We start from the raw sequence: 15,533 nt of genomic DNA, 5'->3' as shown, positions 1-15,533 counted from the left end.
GCATGGCCAGTCACATCACTCCCTCTGGATTTGCGGCAAAACTTTGCATCCATAACGGCAAATGTTTGCGCGCGCCGACAGCCCACCTAAACATCAATATTCGCCGCCCGCAACGCATTCGACTCAATAAACTCCCGCCGCGGCTCCACCTCATCGCCCATCAGCATCGTGAACACCGCGTCCGCCGCGATCGCATCGTCGATCTGCACGCGCAGCAGTCTTCGCACCTCGGGGTCCATCGTCGTTTCCCACAGCTGCTGCGGGTTCATCTCGCCCAGGCCCTTGTAGCGTTGGCGTGAGGTGGCGCGCTCGGCCTCGGCCAGCAGCCACTGCATCGCCTGGCGGAAATCGCCCACCTTTTCTTCCTTCGCGCGCTCGCCCTCGCCGCGCACCACGCGCGCGCCCTCGTGCAGCAGCCCGCGGAAGGTGTTGGCGGCCTCGGCCAGCGCCGCATAGTCGGCGCCATGCACGAAGTCCTGCGTGATCACGCTGCTCTTGATGTTGCCGTGGTGCCGGCGGCTGATGCGCAGGATCGGCTTGTCGGTGCGCACGTCGAATTCGCCCGCCACTTCGGCCGGCGCCTGGTTGCTCGCCTTGTCCAGCTCCTGCAGCTTGGTCTGCAGCTGTACCGCTGACGCTTCCGCGTCGGGCACGGTGTCCAGGTTCAGGCTCACGCCGTCGGCGATCGCGCGCAGCGCTTCCGCATCCATGAAGTTCGACAGGCGATGGATCACCGCTTCGGCCACCTGGTGCTTGCGCGCCAGCTCGGTCAGCGTGTCGCCGCTGATGGTGGTGTTGGCGGGGCCACCGGTGTGCACCGTGGCGCCGTTCATGGCGATGCGCAGCAGGAACTTGTCCAGCTCGCCGCCGTCCTTCAGGTACAGCTCCTCCTTGCCGGCCTTCACCTTGTACAGCGGCGGCTGCGCGATGTAGATGTGGCCGCGCTCCACGAGCTCGGGCATCTGGCGGTAGAAGAAGGTGAGCAGCAGCGTGCGGATGTGCGCGCCGTCCACGTCGGCGTCGGTCATGATGATGATGCGGTGGTAGCGCAGCTTCGCCACGTTGAAGTCGTCCGCGCCGCCGCCATTCGCCGTGGCGCCGGCCTTGCCGATGCCGGTGCCTAGCGCCGTGATCAGCGTCAGGATTTCATTGCTGGTCAGCAGCTTCTCGTAGCGCGCCTTCTCCACGTTCAAAATCTTGCCGCGCAGCGGCAGGATGGCCTGGAACTTCCGGTCGCGGCCCTGCTTGGCGGAGCCGCCGGCGGAGTCACCCTCGACGATGTAGATCTCGCACATCGCCGGGTCCTTCTCCTGGCAATCCGCCAACTTGCCGGGCAGGCCCATGCCGTCGAGCACGCCCTTGCGGCGCGTCATCTCGCGGGCCTTCCGTGCGGCCTCACGCGCACGCGCGGCCTCGATGATCTTGCCGACGATGATCTTCGCGTCGTTGGGCCGCTCCTGCAGGAAGTCGCCGAGCGTGCGCGCCACGACGTCTTCCACGGGGCCGCGCACTTCGCTGGAGACGAGCTTGTCCTTGGTCTGGCTGGAGAACTTCGGCTCGGGCACCTTCACGCTCAGCACGCAGGTGAGGCCTTCGCGCATGTCGTCGCCCGTCACTTCGACCTTGGCCTTCTTGGCGAGCTCGGTGTCGTCGATGTACTTGTTGATCACGCGCGTCATCGCCGCGCGCAGGCCGGTGAGGTGCGTGCCGCCGTCGCGCTGCGGGATGTTGTTGGTGAAGCAGAGCACCTGCTCGTTGTAGCCGCTGTTCCACTGCATCGCGACTTCGACGCCGATGTTGGTGTTCTGGTCGCTCTGCCTGTCGCCCATCGCGTGGAACACGTTCGGGTGCAGGACAGTCTTGCCCTTGTTGATGAAGGCGACGAAGCCCTTCACGCCACCGGCGCCGGAGAAGTCGTCGCTCTTGCCGCTGCGCTCGTCGACCAGGCGGATGCGCACGCCGTTGTTCAGGAAGCTCAGTTCGCGCAGGCGCTTGGAGAGGATTTCGTAGTGGAAATCGTTGTTCTCCTTGAAGATCTCCGTGTCCGGCAGGAAGTGCACTTCGGTGCCGCGCTTGTCCGTGTCGCCCATCACTTGCATCGGTGAGACTTCGACGCCGTCGATCTTTTCGATGATGCGGTTCTGCACGAACCCGCGGCTGAATTCCAGCACGTGCACCTTGCCTTCGCGGCGCACCGTGAGGCGCAGCATCTTCGACAGCGCGTTCACGCAGCTCACGCCCACGCCGTGCAGGCCGCCCGAGACCTTGTAGCTGTTCTGGTTGAACTTGCCGCCGGCGTGCAGCTCGGTCAGCGCGATTTCCGAGGCCGAACGCTTGGGCTCGTGCTTGTCGTCCATCTTGATGCCGGTGGGGATGCCGCGGCCGTTGTCGACCACGCTCACGGAATTGTCCGAATGGATCGTCACGACGATGTCGTCGCAATGGCCGGCCAGCGCCTCGTCGATGGAGTTGTCCACGACTTCGAACACCAGGTGGTGCAGGCCGGTGCCGTCGGACGTGTCACCGATGTACATTCCAGGGCGTTTGCGCACGGCTTCCAGGCCTTCCAGGATCTGGATCGAGCCTTCGCCATAGGCCGCGCTCGCGCCTTCCTGGTTGGTGTCGATCTTGGGCTGGAAATTGGAGCTGTCTTCCCCCGCCGGGCCCGTATTGACCTGGTCGCCTTGCTTGTTTTCTTCAGACATGAATTGCTTTTCTCAAACTCTTTAAGGACCAAACCCGCCATTTCTGGCGGGTCGGTAACCGGTGCTCGACTGCCGAGGGGGGTCAGATCCTCATGGGCATCACGACGTATTTGAAGGTGGAATTTTCCGGAATGGTGAAGAGCGCCGAGCTGTTGCTGTCGGCCAGTTCCATCTTCACCATGTCCTGGTCCATGTTGGCCAGCGCGTCGATCAGGTAGGTCACGTTGAAGCCGATCTCGATCGCGTCGCCACCGTAGTCGATGTCGAGCTCGTCCACGGCCTCTTCCTGCTCGGCGTTGTTGCTCGCCACGCGCAGCGTGCCCGGCTCGATGTTCAGGCGCACGCCCTTGAACTTCTCGCTCGTGAGGATCGCGGTGCGCTGCAGGCTCGCGAGCAGCGGCGCGCGGCCGAGCGTCACGGTGTTCTTGTGGTTCTTCGGGATCACGCGGTTGTAGTCGGGGAACTTGCCCTCGACCAGCTTCGTCACGAACTCCATGCCGTCGAAGCTGAACTTCGCCTGATTGCTCGCGAACTGCATCTCGATCGCGCCTTCCTTGTCCGAGAGCAGGCGCTGCATCTCGAGCACCGTCTTGCGCGGCAGGATCACCTCTTGCCGCGGCACTTCGACGTCGAGCGTGGCATTGGCGAAGGCGAGGCGGTGGCCGTCGGTCGCGACGAGCGACAGCTGCTTGCCTTCGGCGACGAACAGGATGCCGTTGAGGTAGTAGCGGATGTCGTGCACGGCCATCGCGAAGGACACCTGGTTCAGGAGGTCCTTCAGCGTCTTTTGCGGCACGCTGAACACGGGCCCGAAGCTCGCGGCTTCCTGCACCAGCGGGAAGTCCTCGGCGGGCAGCGTCTGCAGCGTGAACTTGCTCTTGCCGCCCTTGAGGATCAACTTGTTCTGGCTCGACTCGAGGCTCACGGTCTGGTCGGCCGGCATCGTGCGCAGGATGTCGATCAGCTTGCGCGCGCCCACCGTGGTCGTGAAGTTGCCGGAGTCCCCTCCGAGGTCCGCCGTCGTGCGGATCTGGATTTCCAGGTCGCTCGTCGTGAGCTGCACCGAGCCGCCCGTCTTGCGGATCAGCACGTTCGCGAGGATCGGTAGCGTGTGACGCCTCTCCACGATGCCCGCTACCGATTGCAGGACATCCAGCACTTTCGCTTGTGTTTCCTTCAGGACGATCATGTCTTCCTCTTCTCTCTTTTCTTTAATTCAAGATAGCAGTAGTAGATAAGGGAGCGGCCCCTCTGTGGACAACCGCCATTTTCCCCTTTTTCATCAAGCACTTGCCGCACTTTGAACCCTGTGCGCGACCCTGCTTCCGGGATGTACCCGGAGCTGGGACAACTTCGGCGAACCGGCCTGCCGTGTGGACAACTGCCGAGTTGTCCGAGAACGGTCCACAGGGTTTGCCGGCGGGGTGGAAAGCGCGCATCGCATCACCCTTTCAGCGTCTGTTCCAGCACGTGGAGCTGCTGGTTCAACTCGGTGAGCTGCTGCCGCTCCCCGGAGATCTTGCGCACGGCGTGCAGCACCGTGGTGTGGTCCCGCCCGCCAAAGAGCTCGCCGATCTCGGGCAGGCTCTTTTGCGTGAGTTCCTTGGCGAGGTACATCGCGATCTGGCGCGGCCGGGCGATCGAGGCGGGGCGCTTCTTGGAGTACATGTCCGCGACCTTGATCTTGTAGTAGTCGGCCACGGTCTTCTGGATGTTCTCGACGCTGATCTGGCGGTTCTGGATCGACAGGAGGTCGCGCAGGGCCTCGCGCGCGAGCTGGATCGAGATTTCCTTCTGGTTGAAGCGGGAGTACGCCAGGATCTTGCGCAGGGCCCCTTCGAGCTCGCGTACGTTGCTGCGCACGTTCTTGGCGACGAAGAAGGCGACTTCCTCGGGCATCTCGGAGGTTTCGGCGCGCGCCTTGTTGATCAGGATGGCCACGCGCATCTCGAGCTCGGGCGGCTCGATGGCGACCGTGAGCCCGGAATCGAAGCGGGAGATCAGGCGTTCATGGATGTCCGTCAGGCCCTTGGGATAGGTGTCCGACGTCATCACGATGTGGGATTTCTTGGCCAGGAGGGCCTCGAAGGCGTTGAAGAATTCCTCCTGCGTGCGGTCCTTGTTGGCGAAGAACTGGACGTCATCGATGAGCAGGAGGTCCAGCGAGTGGTAGCGCTCCTTGAACTCGTCGAAAGTCTTGCGCTGGTAGGCCTTGACCACATCCGACACGAACTGCTCCGCGTGGATGTAGAGAACTTTGCTGCCGGGCTTGTCCGCGAGCAGCTTGTTGCCCACAGCGTGGACCAGGTGGGTCTTGCCCAGGCCGACGCCGCCATAGATGAAAAGCGGGTTGTAGAGCTGGCCCGGCGTGCCGGACACATGCATCGCCGCGGCGCGCGCCATGCGGTTGGCCGTGCCCTCGACCAGGGTATCGAAGGTCAGGGCCGTGTTCAGGCGGTTCTTGAACGCGGCGGCGCTCGCGTCGTCGCTGATTTCAGCCGGCTCGGGCGGCGCGCCCATTTCCCGGGACGAGGGCGTCGAGAAAGTCCTGGTCTGCGCTTCCCGAGGGGTAAGCGCTAACTCAAGCTGCACCGGTTGGCCGTAGAGCTTCTCCAGCAGGCTGGAGATTTTCCCCGCGTACTGCGCCCGCACCCAGTCCAGCTTGAAGCGGTTGGCGACGAACACCGTGACCTTGGAAAAGTCGTCCGACACCTGGGCCGCCAGGGGCTTGATCCAGGTGTTGAACTGCTGCTCGGGCAGGTCCTGGGCAAGCTGCTCGATGCAGGCCTGCCACAGGCTGTCGCCCGCGCCAAGGCTGGCGTTTGCCGCCAGGCTGTTGTGTTGCCCCTCACTCATTATTGGCTGTCGCCTCTTGTGGATATGATTCGTATGCGAAGCGGCGGATTCTAGATTATCAAAGCCTTATCCACAAAGACGATTTGGGCATGATGAAGTGCCCGGGGCATGACAAACCTGGGGAAGAACAAAGCCTATCTCGTTGCCGCCATTGGCTTTTTGGGCGATAATCGCGGGTTCCCCGAAGACCTTACGGATTAGAAGATCATGAAACGCACCTACCAACCTTCCAAAGTGCGCCGCGCCCGCACCCACGGCTTTCTCGTTCGCATGAAGACCCGTGGCGGCCGCGCCGTCATCAACGCACGCCGCGCCAAGGGCCGCAAGCGCCTGGCCGTCTGATTCCGGCCGCGAACGGCCGGGCCTGTCGCCACTCCGTGCAGCGGCTCAAGAACCGGGCGCAGTTCCAGGCCGTCATGGCCGGCTCCACCGTTTCCCGCACCGCGCACTTCGCGTTGCACCGCATGGAACTGGATGCGCCCACCCCCTTGCCCACAGGGCCTGAGGCTGAAAAGCCCAAGGCCCTGTTTGCCGTGCGCGACACCTGGATCGGCGCGCTGGTGCCCAAGCGCTGGGCCAAGCGCGCCGTGACCCGCAACGCGATCAAACGCCAGATCTACACCTTGAGCCTGCAGCTCTCGCCGCCGCTGCCGCAGGCCGCCCATGTGGTGCGCCTGCGTTCCGGGTTCGACCGCAAGGAGTTCGTCAGCGCCACGTCCCCGGCGCTGAAGCTCGCGGTCCGGGGCGAACTCGAGCAGCTCTTCGCGCGCGCTTCCGCACGGGCGGCCACATGATCCGTGCGGCGCTCATCGGCCTGGTGAAGGGCTATCGGTTGTTCCTGTCGCCCTGGCTCGGCTCCAGTTGCCGCTTCACGCCCACGTGTTCCGCTTACTCGTTGCAGGCGCTGGACATGCACGGCGCCGCGGCGGGAAGCTACCTCACGTTGAACCGCATCGCGCGATGCAACCCTTGGTGCAACGGCGGCCACGACCCCGTGCCGCTCGAGAAGCCGCGCCTGTTCTCCCATCTGCTCCCACCCTTTTCCAAGAAGAAGTCTTCATGAACGACATTCGCCGCACCATCCTGTGGGTGATCTTTGGCTTTTCCATGGTGCTGCTCTGGGACCAGTGGCAGGTCTACAACGGACACAAGGCCACGTTCTTCCCGCAGACCTCGCAACTCGCGAAGACCGCGAGCGCACCGGCCTCCTCCGTCCCCCCCTCGACCGTTCCCGGCACGACGGCGACGGCCAGCACCGTACCCGGCGCGCCTGTGGCCGCGGGCGCCGCGGCGGCTTCGGCCGTGCCGAGCGCCGGCGCGATCGCGCCCACCCCGGCGAGCCAGAAAATCGACGTCAGCACCGACGTGCTGCACCTGACTTTCGACACCGAAGGCGGCTCGCTGATCCGCGTCGAGTTCCCGCACATCGCGGGCGACCAGAAGACGGGCACCTTCGTGCTGCTCGACCAGTCGGGCTCGCGCAAGTACGTGGCGGAATCGGGCCTCATCGGCGGCGACTATCCCAACCACAAGACGGTGATGACGATGTCCGGCGACCGCCAGCTCAAGGACGGCGCCAACGAGCTCGTGGTCAAGTTCGAGTCGCCCGAAAAGGGCGGCCTGAAGCTGGTGAAGACCTATACCTTCCATCGCGGCGCGTACGACGCATCGGTCAAGCACGAGATCACCAACACCGGCGCCGCGCCGGTTTCGCCGCAGCTGTACATGCAACTCGTTCGTGACGGCGACAAGCTGCCCGGCGAATCCTCGTTCTATTCGACCTTCACCGGGCCCGCCGCGTACACCGAGGCCAAGAAGTTCCACAAGATCGATTTCAGCGACATCGAAAAAGGCAAGGCCGAGATCGACAAGGAGTCGACCAACGGCTACGTCGCGATGGTGCAGCACTACTTCGCGAGCGCGTGGATCCTGCCCGATGGCGTCAAGCGCGAACTCTTCGTGCGCAAGGTCGATTCGAACCTCTACGCGGTCGGGATGATCGCGCCGCTGGCCCCGATCGCCCCGGGCGCCACCAAGACGGTCGACGCGAAATTCTTCGCCGGCCCGCAGGAAGAGAACCTGCTCGAGAAGATCACGCCCGGCCTCGAGCTCGTGAAGGACTATGGCTGGCTCACCATCCTGGCCAAGCCGCTCTACTGGCTGCTCACGCAGCTGCACAGCTTCATCCACAACTGGGGCTGGTCGATCATGGCCCTGGTGCTCACGATCAAGATCGCCTTCTACTGGCTGCAGGCCAAGGGTTACGAGAGCATGGCCAAGATGAAGGCCATCAACCCCAAGGTCATGGCGATGCGCGAGCGCTACAAGGACAACCCGCAGCAGATGCAGCAGGAGATGATGCGCATCTACCGCGAGGAGAAGGTCAACCCGATGGGCGGCTGCTTCCCCATCATGGTCCAGATCCCCGTATTCATCGCGCTGTACTGGGTGCTGCTGTCCTCGGTGGAGATGCGTGGCGCGCCGTGGATCGGCTGGATCCATGACCTGGCCGCCCCGGACCCGTACTTCATCCTGCCGGCCATCATGACGCTCACGACGATGCTGCAGACCGCGCTGAACCCCGCGCCGCCGGACCCGATGCAGGCCAAGATGATGTGGATCATGCCGCTCGCGTTCTCGGTGATGTTCTTCTTCTTCCCGTCCGGCCTGGTGCTGTACTGGATCACGAACAACGTGCTGTCGATCGCGCAGCAGTGGATCATCAACAAGCGCATGGGCGTGCCCCCGCAGTTCAACCTGCCCAAGTTCAGTTAAGCCTGCGCGGACGACAATAGGCGCATGCTGCCGCGCCACAGCGACCCCATCGCCGCCATTGCCACCGCCCCCGGGCGGGGCGGCGTGGGCATCGTCCGGGTATCGGGCCGCGATATCTCCCCCGTCGTTGCTGCACTGTGCGGCCGTGAGCTCAAGCCGCGCGAAGCGACCTACCTGCCCTTCCGCGCCGCCGACGGCACGCCGATCGACCAGGGGCTTGCGCTCCATTTCCCCTCACCGCATTCGTACACCGGCGAAGACGTGCTGGAACTGCAGGCGCACGGTGGTCCCGTGGTGCTGCAGCTGCTGCTCGCGCGGTGCATCGAAGCGGGCGCCGCCATCGGCCTGCGCGTCGCGCAGCCGGGCGAATTCACCGAGCGCGCCTTCCTCAACGACAAGATCGACCTCGCGCAGGCCGAGGCCATCGCGGACCTGATCGACGCGAGCACAGAAGCCGCGGCGCGCAGCGCGGGCCGCTCGCTCGCCGGCGAGTTCTCCGCCGAAATCCACGCCGTGCGCGATGCACTCGTCCACCTGCGCATGCTCGTGGAGGCCACGCTCGATTTCCCCGATGAGGAAATCGACTTCCTGCAAAAGGCCGATGCGCAGGGCCAGCTCGAGCGGCTCGGGCAGATGCTCGCCCAGGTGATGCGCCGCGCGCGGCAAGGCGCGCTGCTGCGCGAAGGCATCACGGTGGTTATCGCGGGGCAGCCGAATGCGGGCAAGAGCTCGCTGCTCAATGCGCTCGCGGGCGCGGAACTCGCGATCGTCACGCCGATCCCCGGCACCACGCGTGACGTCGTGAGCCAGACCATCCAGATCGAAGGCGTGCCGCTGCACGTGGTCGACACCGCCGGCTTGCGCGACAGCGACGACCACGTCGAGCGGATCGGCATCGCGCGCGCCTGGGAGCGCATCGAAGGCGCGGACGCCGTGCTGTTCCTGCACGACCTCACGCGAGCGCAGGACGCGGAGTATGCGGCCGCCGATGCTGTGATTGCCGCGAAGCTGCCCGCGGGCATCCCCGTGATCGATGTCTGGAACAAATCGGACCTGGCTCCCTCCCCCGCTGGGGGAGGGCCGGGGTGGGGGCATCTCCGCCTCTCCGCGAAAACCACCGAAGGCCTGGACACGCTGCGCGCCCAACTCCTGGCCACCGCCGGCTGGCAATCCGCCCCCGAAGGCGTCTACACCGCGCGCGAACGCCACGTGCAGGCGCTGCGCCGCGTCGAAGCGCATCTTGGCATCGCCGCAACGCATCTCGCCGCGCAGGCGCAGGCGCTCGACCTGCTCGCCGAAGAACTGCGGCTCGCGCAGAACGCGCTCGGCGAAATCACCGGCGAGTTCACCGCGGACGACTTGCTGGGCGTCATCTTCTCGAGCTTCTGCATCGGGAAATAGCCGGTTCGGACCGCGCGCGCGAGCTGCCTACAATCTCGCACCCCTTTTCCCTGAAGACACCACGAATGTCGACCCTGAAGTCCCTCCTGGGCGCCACCGCGCTCGCCCTCGCCCTCTCCAGCGCCCTCGCTGCGCCTCCCGTGGCGCCCGTGCGCGACGTGCCGGAGAACCTGCACGGCACCACCGTGCACGACCCCTACCGCTATTTCGAGAACATCAAGGACACGGGCGTCCAGGCCTGGCTCAAGGGACAGGGCGACTACGCGCGCCAGGTGCTCGACCGCATCGAAGGGCGAGCCGCGCTCGAGAAACGGATCGCGGAGTATTCGGCGAGTGCCGGCGACAGCATCAACGCCATCGTGCGCATGCCCGGCGACAAGATCTTCTACCTGAAGCGGCCGCGCGGTGAGCGCCAGTTCAAGCTCGTGATGCGCGAGGGCCTGCAGGGCGCGGAGAAGGTGCTCGTCGATCCCGAGGCGGAAACCGCGCGCACCGGCACGCCGCACGCGGTGAATTACTTCGTCCCGTCGTGGGACGGCCAGCACGTCGCCTACGGCATGTCCGCGGGCGGCTCGGAAGATGCGTCGCTGTACGTGCTGAACATCGCGAGCGGCAAGCAGGTCGGCGCGCCGATCCCGCGCGTGCACGAGAAGAACGTGAGCTGGACGCCCGACAGCCGCGCGCTCACCTTCAACCAGTTGAAGCCCCTGTCGCCCGAAGACAGCGAGACCGAAACCTACCTGGACAGCCGCGTGCTGTGGCTCGCGCTCGGCCAGCCCGAGTCCGCCGCGAAGCCGATCTTCGGTCCGACGGTGACGCCCCAGCTCGGGCTCGCGCGGCTGGATGTCGGCGCGATCCTGTTCGCGCCCGGCAGCCCGTGGATGATCGCGCGCACGTCGGACACCACCTGGCCCGAAGGCGCCGTCTTCGTCGCGCCGGTCACTGACCTGGCGCAGCCGGCGGTGCGCTGGAAGCGCATCGCTTCCTTCGACGACCACATCGTCGACATGGAGCTCAAGGGCGACGACCTCATCTTCAAGACGCGCAAGGATGCGCCGCGCTACAAGCTGATGAAGCTCGACCTGCGCAACCCGGTGCTGGCACGCGCGCAGCCGCTGGCGCTGCCGCCTGCCGGTGGCGTGATCGAAAGCTTCGTCGTCGGACGCGACGCGGTGGTCGCATCGGTGCGCGACGGCACCGCCATCGGCCTGCGCCGCTACCGCGCGGGCGATACGGCGGGCCATGCGATTGCCCTGCCCGTGGCGGGTGGCGCGGCCTTCCTGAATGAAGACCCCGCGCACGCATACGGCGACGTGCTCTACACCTTGTCCAGCTGGTCGCAGCTGGCGCGCGAATGGCGGCTCGATGGCGAGACCTCCACCGACACGGGGCTGCGCAAGCCCGGCAAGCTGCCCGCATCGATCGACCTGCAGGTGACGCAGGTGAAAGTGCGCAGCCACGACGGTGCGATGGTGCCCATGACCATCATCCACAGGAAGGGCCTGAAGCGCGACGGAACCAACCCGACGCTGCTCGATGCGTACGGCTCCTACGGCCACACGATCAGTGCGTTCTTCAACCCGAACAGCATGGCGTGGATCGAGCAGGGCGGCGTCCTCGCCTATTCCAACGTGCGCGGCAGCGGCGTATATGGCGAGCCCTGGCGGCAGGCCGGCTTCAAGACCACCAAGCCGAACACCTGGAAGGACGGCGTCGCGAGCGCCCGGTACCTGATCGAGCAAGGCTATGCGTCGCCAAAGACGCTCGGCGTGATGGGCACGAGCGCGGGCGGCATCTTCGTGGGCCGCGTCGTCACGAGCGCGCCGCAGCTCTTCGCTGCGGCCATCTTCAACGTGGGCGTGATGGACGCCGTGCGCGCCGAGGAAAGCGCGAACGGCATCACCAACATTTCCGAATTCGGCAGCTACAAGAACCCGAAGGAATTCCCGGCGCTGCTGGAGATGAGCACCTACCACCAGATCCAGGACGGCACGCCCTATCCGGCGGTGATGGCGATCCACGGGTTGAACGACCCGCGCGTCGACGTCTGGCACAGCGCCAAGGCGATCGCGCGCCTCCAGGCCGCAAGCAACAGCGGCAAGCCGGTGATCCTGCGCACCGACGCCCAGGCCGGCCACGGCATGGGCAGCACCGCGACGCAGCGCAATGCCATGTCCGCAGATATCTACAGCTTTTTGCTGTGGCAAATGGGAAAACGCCGCGCGGAGTGACGCTTTGGTTACAACCCGGCTGCATCTCGTTTCAGGTGTAAGTGCCGGTTAGGGTGGCTTGTGGCTCGGCAGCGGGATCGCTACTGTCGGGTTACATGAACGCCCCCATGCGCACCCCCATCCAGTTCGACGTCCAGACGCTCGTCCAGGCGATCGGCCGCAACCAGTCGATCGACAGCTTCGTGCCCGTGCTCACGCACGCGCAGTGGGAGCTGCTGGGCAGCTACATGCAGCCGTTCACGCTCTCGCCCAACCAGGTGCTCATCGAGCAGAACGCGGTGGACCGCACCCTGTACTTGGTCGAAACCGGCTCGCTCAACGTGCATTACGAGGACTCCAAAGGCCGCATCCGCCTCGCCGTGGTGGGCCCCGGTTCCGCCGTCGGTGAGGGCGCGTTCTTCACGCGCGCACCCCGGTCGGCGACGGTGCAGGCGTCGGTGTCGTCCAAGGTGTGGAGCCTCACGCCGATCCGCTTCACGGAGCTCTGCCACCGTCACCCGGAGGTGGCGCTGGCCGTGGCGATGGCGCTGGGCGCACTCGTGTCGCGCCGCCTCGTCAACAAACCCAAGCGTGTGGCGGTCACCTGATCCGCCATGCGCGCCTCACAACTAAATCACGGTTGGGTCGCTGCGCCTGCGACGCCGCGCGCCTGCGGCGCATACACTCATCTGCAGGCCTTCACACGAAAGCGTTGTCATGCCTCTTCTCAGCTGGCTGTTCCCGGCCAAAAAGCACCGAGCCAAACCGGCGCCGCCCGAAAGCTCGGGGCTGTCGCGCATGGAGGCGACGCGCCCCGCGCGCCGCAACGGCCGTGAGCCTTCGGTGCCGATGAACAACGCGCAGCCCGCCAACCGCAAGAACGAGCGGATGGCCCGCCGCGAGCTGCTGTACAACGTGGTGCGCGCATCGATGACGCGTGCCGGCGTCCTGTCTTCCAGCTACAAATTCAAGGTGCTGTCGCTCGACGGGCGCGGCCGCCAGTTCCTCGTGATGGTCGATTTGTCGCGCGACCAGGCCGCAGGCGAGATCAGCAAGCTCGCGGAGATCGAGGCGCTCATCGCACAGGGCGCGAAGTCCCGGCACGACATCCTTGTCACGGCCGTGTACTGGCGCACGAACGAACACGTGGCCATCGGGGACCCGGTGCATGCGGGGAACGTGTCGGATTCGCATCCGATGCCCCTCGAATCCATGCCTGCCGCGCTGGATTCCGCGCCGGCGCCCCTCGCGCCCGAACCCGCCATGCAGCCCGTCGCGGCACCGCTGCAGCGCGGCGGCGCGCGGTACGAGGCGATCCAGGCTGACGAGGTGGCCGCCTTCAAGCAGGCGCTGGCCGAAGGCATTTCGCGTCCCGCGGCGCTGGCGGCTGCCGGGCCTGCGGCGGCTTCCCATGGAGCCGGCCACGGCGCATCGGCCAAGGCCTTCGATGGTTCTTCCAAGCATGGCCCGCAAAGCTACACCTTGCTCACGGGCTTCGAGGACACCGAATTGCCCGATGCGGACATGCGCGCCCAGGCCTTGAGCGGCACGCAATACGGCGAACTGCGCTGAGCCGCTCCGCGCGGCTTCAGCCGCGCAGCAGCATTTCTTCGGCGACGGCGAGCGTCTCCGGGCGACCCGACAGCACCAGTGTGTCGCCGTCCTGCAGGGCCGGGTCGGCTTGCGGGTCCACGACCTTCCCGTCGCCGCGCCGCAGGCTCACCACGCGCACGCCCTGTGCCTGAAGCGCGAGCTGGCTGAGAACGCGGCCCAGCGAGCCGGCGCCATCCTGCAAAGTCACCGTCGACAGGCGCACGTTCTCCAGGTCGTCCGCGGTGTCGTCGTCCGCGCCGTGGAAGTAGCCGCGCAGGAGGCTGTAGCGTGCATCGCGCTGGTCCTGCACGATGCGGATCACGCGGCGCATCGGCACGCCGACCAGCGCGAGCGCGTGGCTCGCGAGCATGAGCGAGCCTTCGAGCGCTTCGGGCACCACCTCCGTCGCGCCGGCGCCCTGCAGCTTTTCCAGGTCGCGGTCATCCTGCGTGCGCACGATGACCGGCACTTGCGGCGCGTGGCCGCGCGAATTCGCGAGGACCTTCATGGCGCCCGGCACGTCCAGGTAGGTCACCACCACCGCGCTCGCCCGGGCCAGGCCCGCGGCCATCAGCGCCTGCAGGCGCGCGGCGTCGCCGAACACCACGGAGTCGCCCGCCGCAGTGGCCTGCCGCACCCGATCCGGGTCGAGGTCGAGTGCGATGTAGGGAATGCCCTCGCGCTCCAGGATGCGCGCGAGGTTCTGGCCGCAGCGGCCGTAGCCGCAGATCAGCACGTGCCGGTTCGCGTTGATGGACTTGCGCGCGATCGTCGTCATCTGCAGCGACTGCATCATCCATTCGTTGGCCACCAGCTTCATCACGATGCGGTTGCTGTACATGATGATGAAAGGCGTCGCCAGCATCGAGAGCACCATGCTCGCGAGGATCGGGTTCAGCAGCGCGGGCGGCACCAGCCGGTTCTCCTGCGCGAGCGTGAGCAGCACGAAGCCGAACTCCCCGGCTTGCGCGAGGTACAGGCCCGTCCGTAGCGAGACGCCCATCGATGCGCCGGACACCCGCGCCAAGAGCGTCACGAGGCCGAGCTTGAAAATCACCGGCAGCGTCATGAGCACCAGCACGAGCAGCCAGTGCTGCGCGACCAGCCGCCAGTCCAGCAGCATGCCGATGGTGATGAAGAAGAGGCCGAGCAGCACGTCGTGGAAGGGGCGGATGTCCGTCTCCACCTGGTGCTTGTATTCGGTCTCCGAGATGAGCATGCCGGCGATGAATGCGCCCAGCGCGAGCGACAGCCCCGCGAGTTCCGTCAGCCACGCCAGGCCGAGCGTGACCAGCAGCAGGTTGAGCACGAAGAGCTCCTCGCTCTTGCGTCGCGCGACGAGCGTCAGCCACCAGCGCATCACGCGTTGCCCGCCGACCAGCAGCAAGGTGATCAGCACCACGGCCTTCACGGCCGCGACGCCGAGCGCCTGGAACAGCGCTTCGGGCGGGCTGCCGAGGGCGGGAATGAGCACCAGCATCGGCACCACCGCCAGATCCTGGAAGAGCAGCACGCCCATCACGCGCTTGCCATGCTCGGTTTCGAGCTCCAGGCGGTCGGCCATGAGCTTCACGACGATCGCCGTGCTGCTCATCGCCAGCGCGCAGGCCAGCGCGAGCGCGGTCTGCCAGCCCATGTGCCACAGGCCAGGCGCGAGCGCGGCGAGGAACAGCGAGCCGACACTCACGGCGACGACCGTGAGCAGCACCTGGAACAGGCCCAGGCCGAACACATGCGCGCGCATCGCGCGCAGCTTGGCGAGGTTGAACTCCAGCCCGATGACGAACATCAGGAAGACGACGCCGAACTCGCCCAGGTGCCGGGCCGTGGCCGGGTCACCCCCCAGCCCCAGCGCGTTGGGCCCGATCACCACGCCCACGGCGAGGTAACCCAGCATTGGCGGCAACCTCAGCGACCGGCAGGCCACCACGCCCAGCACCGCGGCAAGCAGGTAGAGCAGCGTGAGGGCGAGCGAGGTCATGCATCCATGCTA

12 protein-coding genes are annotated in these 15,533 nt (G+C 66.0%); 8 read left to right on the top strand and 4 right to left on the bottom strand.

The window, feature by feature from the left end; genetic code table 11:
• Positions 1-86 precede the first annotated feature (86 nt).
• The 3 genes from gyrB to dnaA all read right to left on the bottom strand — a co-directional run bounded on the left by gyrB (position 87) and on the right by dnaA (position 5,561).
• A complete protein-coding gene (gyrB, locus tag I5803_RS13290) occupies positions 87-2,705 on the bottom strand; it encodes a DNA topoisomerase (ATP-hydrolyzing) subunit B (protein WP_196986821.1) in 2,619 nt (872 codons plus the stop codon).
• An 82-nt stretch (positions 2,706-2,787) separates the two neighbouring features.
• The gene (gene dnaN / locus I5803_RS13285) at positions 2,788-3,894 is read right to left on the bottom strand and encodes a DNA polymerase III subunit beta (protein ID WP_196986820.1); all 1,107 of its coding nucleotides are present in this window, start codon (positions 3,892-3,894) and stop codon (positions 2,788-2,790) included.
• Between the two features lie 254 nt (positions 3,895-4,148).
• Positions 4,149-5,561: a chromosomal replication initiator protein DnaA gene (dnaA, locus tag I5803_RS13280; protein WP_196986819.1), complete on the bottom strand. Its 1,413-nt coding sequence runs from the start codon at positions 5,559-5,561 to the stop codon at positions 4,149-4,151.
• A 207-nt stretch (positions 5,562-5,768) separates the two neighbouring features.
• On the opposite strand from dnaA, the gene rpmH reads away from it, so the two are divergent.
• From rpmH to I5803_RS13240, 8 genes are all read left to right on the top strand, one after another.
• Positions 5,769-5,903 (top strand): 50S ribosomal protein L34, encoded by a 135-nt coding sequence (gene rpmH / locus I5803_RS13275; RefSeq protein WP_027101598.1) that lies wholly within the window; start codon positions 5,769-5,771, stop codon positions 5,901-5,903.
• A 35-nt stretch (positions 5,904-5,938) separates the two neighbouring features.
• Positions 5,939-6,355: a ribonuclease P protein component gene (locus I5803_RS13270; RefSeq protein WP_196986818.1), complete on the top strand. Its 417-nt coding sequence runs from the start codon at positions 5,939-5,941 to the stop codon at positions 6,353-6,355.
• Complete coding sequence (gene yidD / locus I5803_RS13265; RefSeq protein WP_196986817.1) at positions 6,352-6,624, top strand: membrane protein insertion efficiency factor YidD; 273 nt, start codon at positions 6,352-6,354, stop codon at positions 6,622-6,624. Before I5803_RS13270 ends, yidD begins: the two co-directional genes overlap by 4 nt.
• A complete protein-coding gene (yidC, locus tag I5803_RS13260) occupies positions 6,621-8,336 on the top strand; it encodes a membrane protein insertase YidC (RefSeq protein ID WP_196986816.1) in 1,716 nt (571 codons plus the stop codon). Before yidD ends, yidC begins: the two co-directional genes overlap by 4 nt.
• Positions 8,337-8,360: 24 nt before the next feature.
• Complete coding sequence (mnmE, locus tag I5803_RS13255; RefSeq protein ID WP_196986815.1) at positions 8,361-9,737, top strand: tRNA uridine-5-carboxymethylaminomethyl(34) synthesis GTPase MnmE; 1,377 nt, start codon at positions 8,361-8,363, stop codon at positions 9,735-9,737.
• A 65-nt stretch (positions 9,738-9,802) separates the two neighbouring features.
• Positions 9,803-11,968: a prolyl oligopeptidase family serine peptidase gene (locus I5803_RS13250; RefSeq protein WP_196986814.1), complete on the top strand. Its 2,166-nt coding sequence runs from the start codon at positions 9,803-9,805 to the stop codon at positions 11,966-11,968.
• A 107-nt stretch (positions 11,969-12,075) separates the two neighbouring features.
• The gene (locus I5803_RS13245; protein WP_231402414.1) at positions 12,076-12,555 is read left to right on the top strand and encodes a Crp/Fnr family transcriptional regulator; all 480 of its coding nucleotides are present in this window, start codon (positions 12,076-12,078) and stop codon (positions 12,553-12,555) included.
• A 109-nt stretch (positions 12,556-12,664) separates the two neighbouring features.
• Positions 12,665-13,519, top strand: coding sequence for a hypothetical protein (locus tag I5803_RS13240; RefSeq protein ID WP_196986812.1), 855 nt, complete (start codon positions 12,665-12,667; stop codon positions 13,517-13,519).
• Between the two features lie 16 nt (positions 13,520-13,535).
• Here I5803_RS13240 and I5803_RS13235 read toward each other — a convergent pair whose 3' ends face one another.
• The gene (locus tag I5803_RS13235; RefSeq protein WP_196986811.1) at positions 13,536-15,521 is read right to left on the bottom strand and encodes a monovalent cation:proton antiporter family protein; all 1,986 of its coding nucleotides are present in this window, start codon (positions 15,519-15,521) and stop codon (positions 13,536-13,538) included.
• Between the last annotated feature and the right edge of the window lie 12 nt (positions 15,522-15,533).

The sequence above is a fragment of the Caenimonas aquaedulcis genome (assembly GCF_015831345.1).
In the GTDB taxonomy this organism is placed as follows: Bacteria; Pseudomonadota; Gammaproteobacteria; order Burkholderiales; family Burkholderiaceae_C; genus Ramlibacter; species Ramlibacter aquaedulcis.
Note: the sequence above shows the minus strand (reverse complement) of the source record. Positions and strands in the feature narration are given on the sequence as shown.

What these genes read in the sequence shown, in the direction of transcription:
- I5803_RS13245 (WP_231402414.1), top strand. Translation starts at nt 12,076, where the DNA reads ATGCGCACCCCCATCCAGTTCGACGTCCAGACGCTCGTCCAGGCGATC.
- yidC (WP_196986816.1), top strand. Translation starts at nt 6,621, where the DNA reads ATGAACGACATTCGCCGCACCATCCTGTGGGTGATCTTTGGCTTTTCC.
- I5803_RS13235 (WP_196986811.1), bottom strand. Translation starts at nt 15,521, where the DNA reads ATGACCTCGCTCGCCCTCACGCTGCTCTACCTGCTTGCCGCGGTGCTG.
- dnaN (WP_196986820.1), bottom strand. Translation starts at nt 3,894, where the DNA reads ATGATCGTCCTGAAGGAAACACAAGCGAAAGTGCTGGATGTCCTGCAA.
- I5803_RS13250 (WP_196986814.1), top strand. Translation starts at nt 9,803, where the DNA reads ATGTCGACCCTGAAGTCCCTCCTGGGCGCCACCGCGCTCGCCCTCGCC.
- gyrB (WP_196986821.1), bottom strand. Translation starts at nt 2,705, where the DNA reads ATGTCTGAAGAAAACAAGCAAGGCGACCAGGTCAATACGGGCCCGGCG.
- yidD (WP_196986817.1), top strand. Translation starts at nt 6,352, where the DNA reads ATGATCCGTGCGGCGCTCATCGGCCTGGTGAAGGGCTATCGGTTGTTC.
- dnaA (WP_196986819.1), bottom strand. Translation starts at nt 5,561, where the DNA reads ATGAGTGAGGGGCAACACAACAGCCTGGCGGCAAACGCCAGCCTTGGC.
- mnmE (WP_196986815.1), top strand. Translation starts at nt 8,361, where the DNA reads ATGCTGCCGCGCCACAGCGACCCCATCGCCGCCATTGCCACCGCCCCC.
- I5803_RS13240 (WP_196986812.1), top strand. Translation starts at nt 12,665, where the DNA reads ATGCCTCTTCTCAGCTGGCTGTTCCCGGCCAAAAAGCACCGAGCCAAA.
- rpmH (WP_027101598.1), top strand. Translation starts at nt 5,769, where the DNA reads ATGAAACGCACCTACCAACCTTCCAAAGTGCGCCGCGCCCGCACCCAC.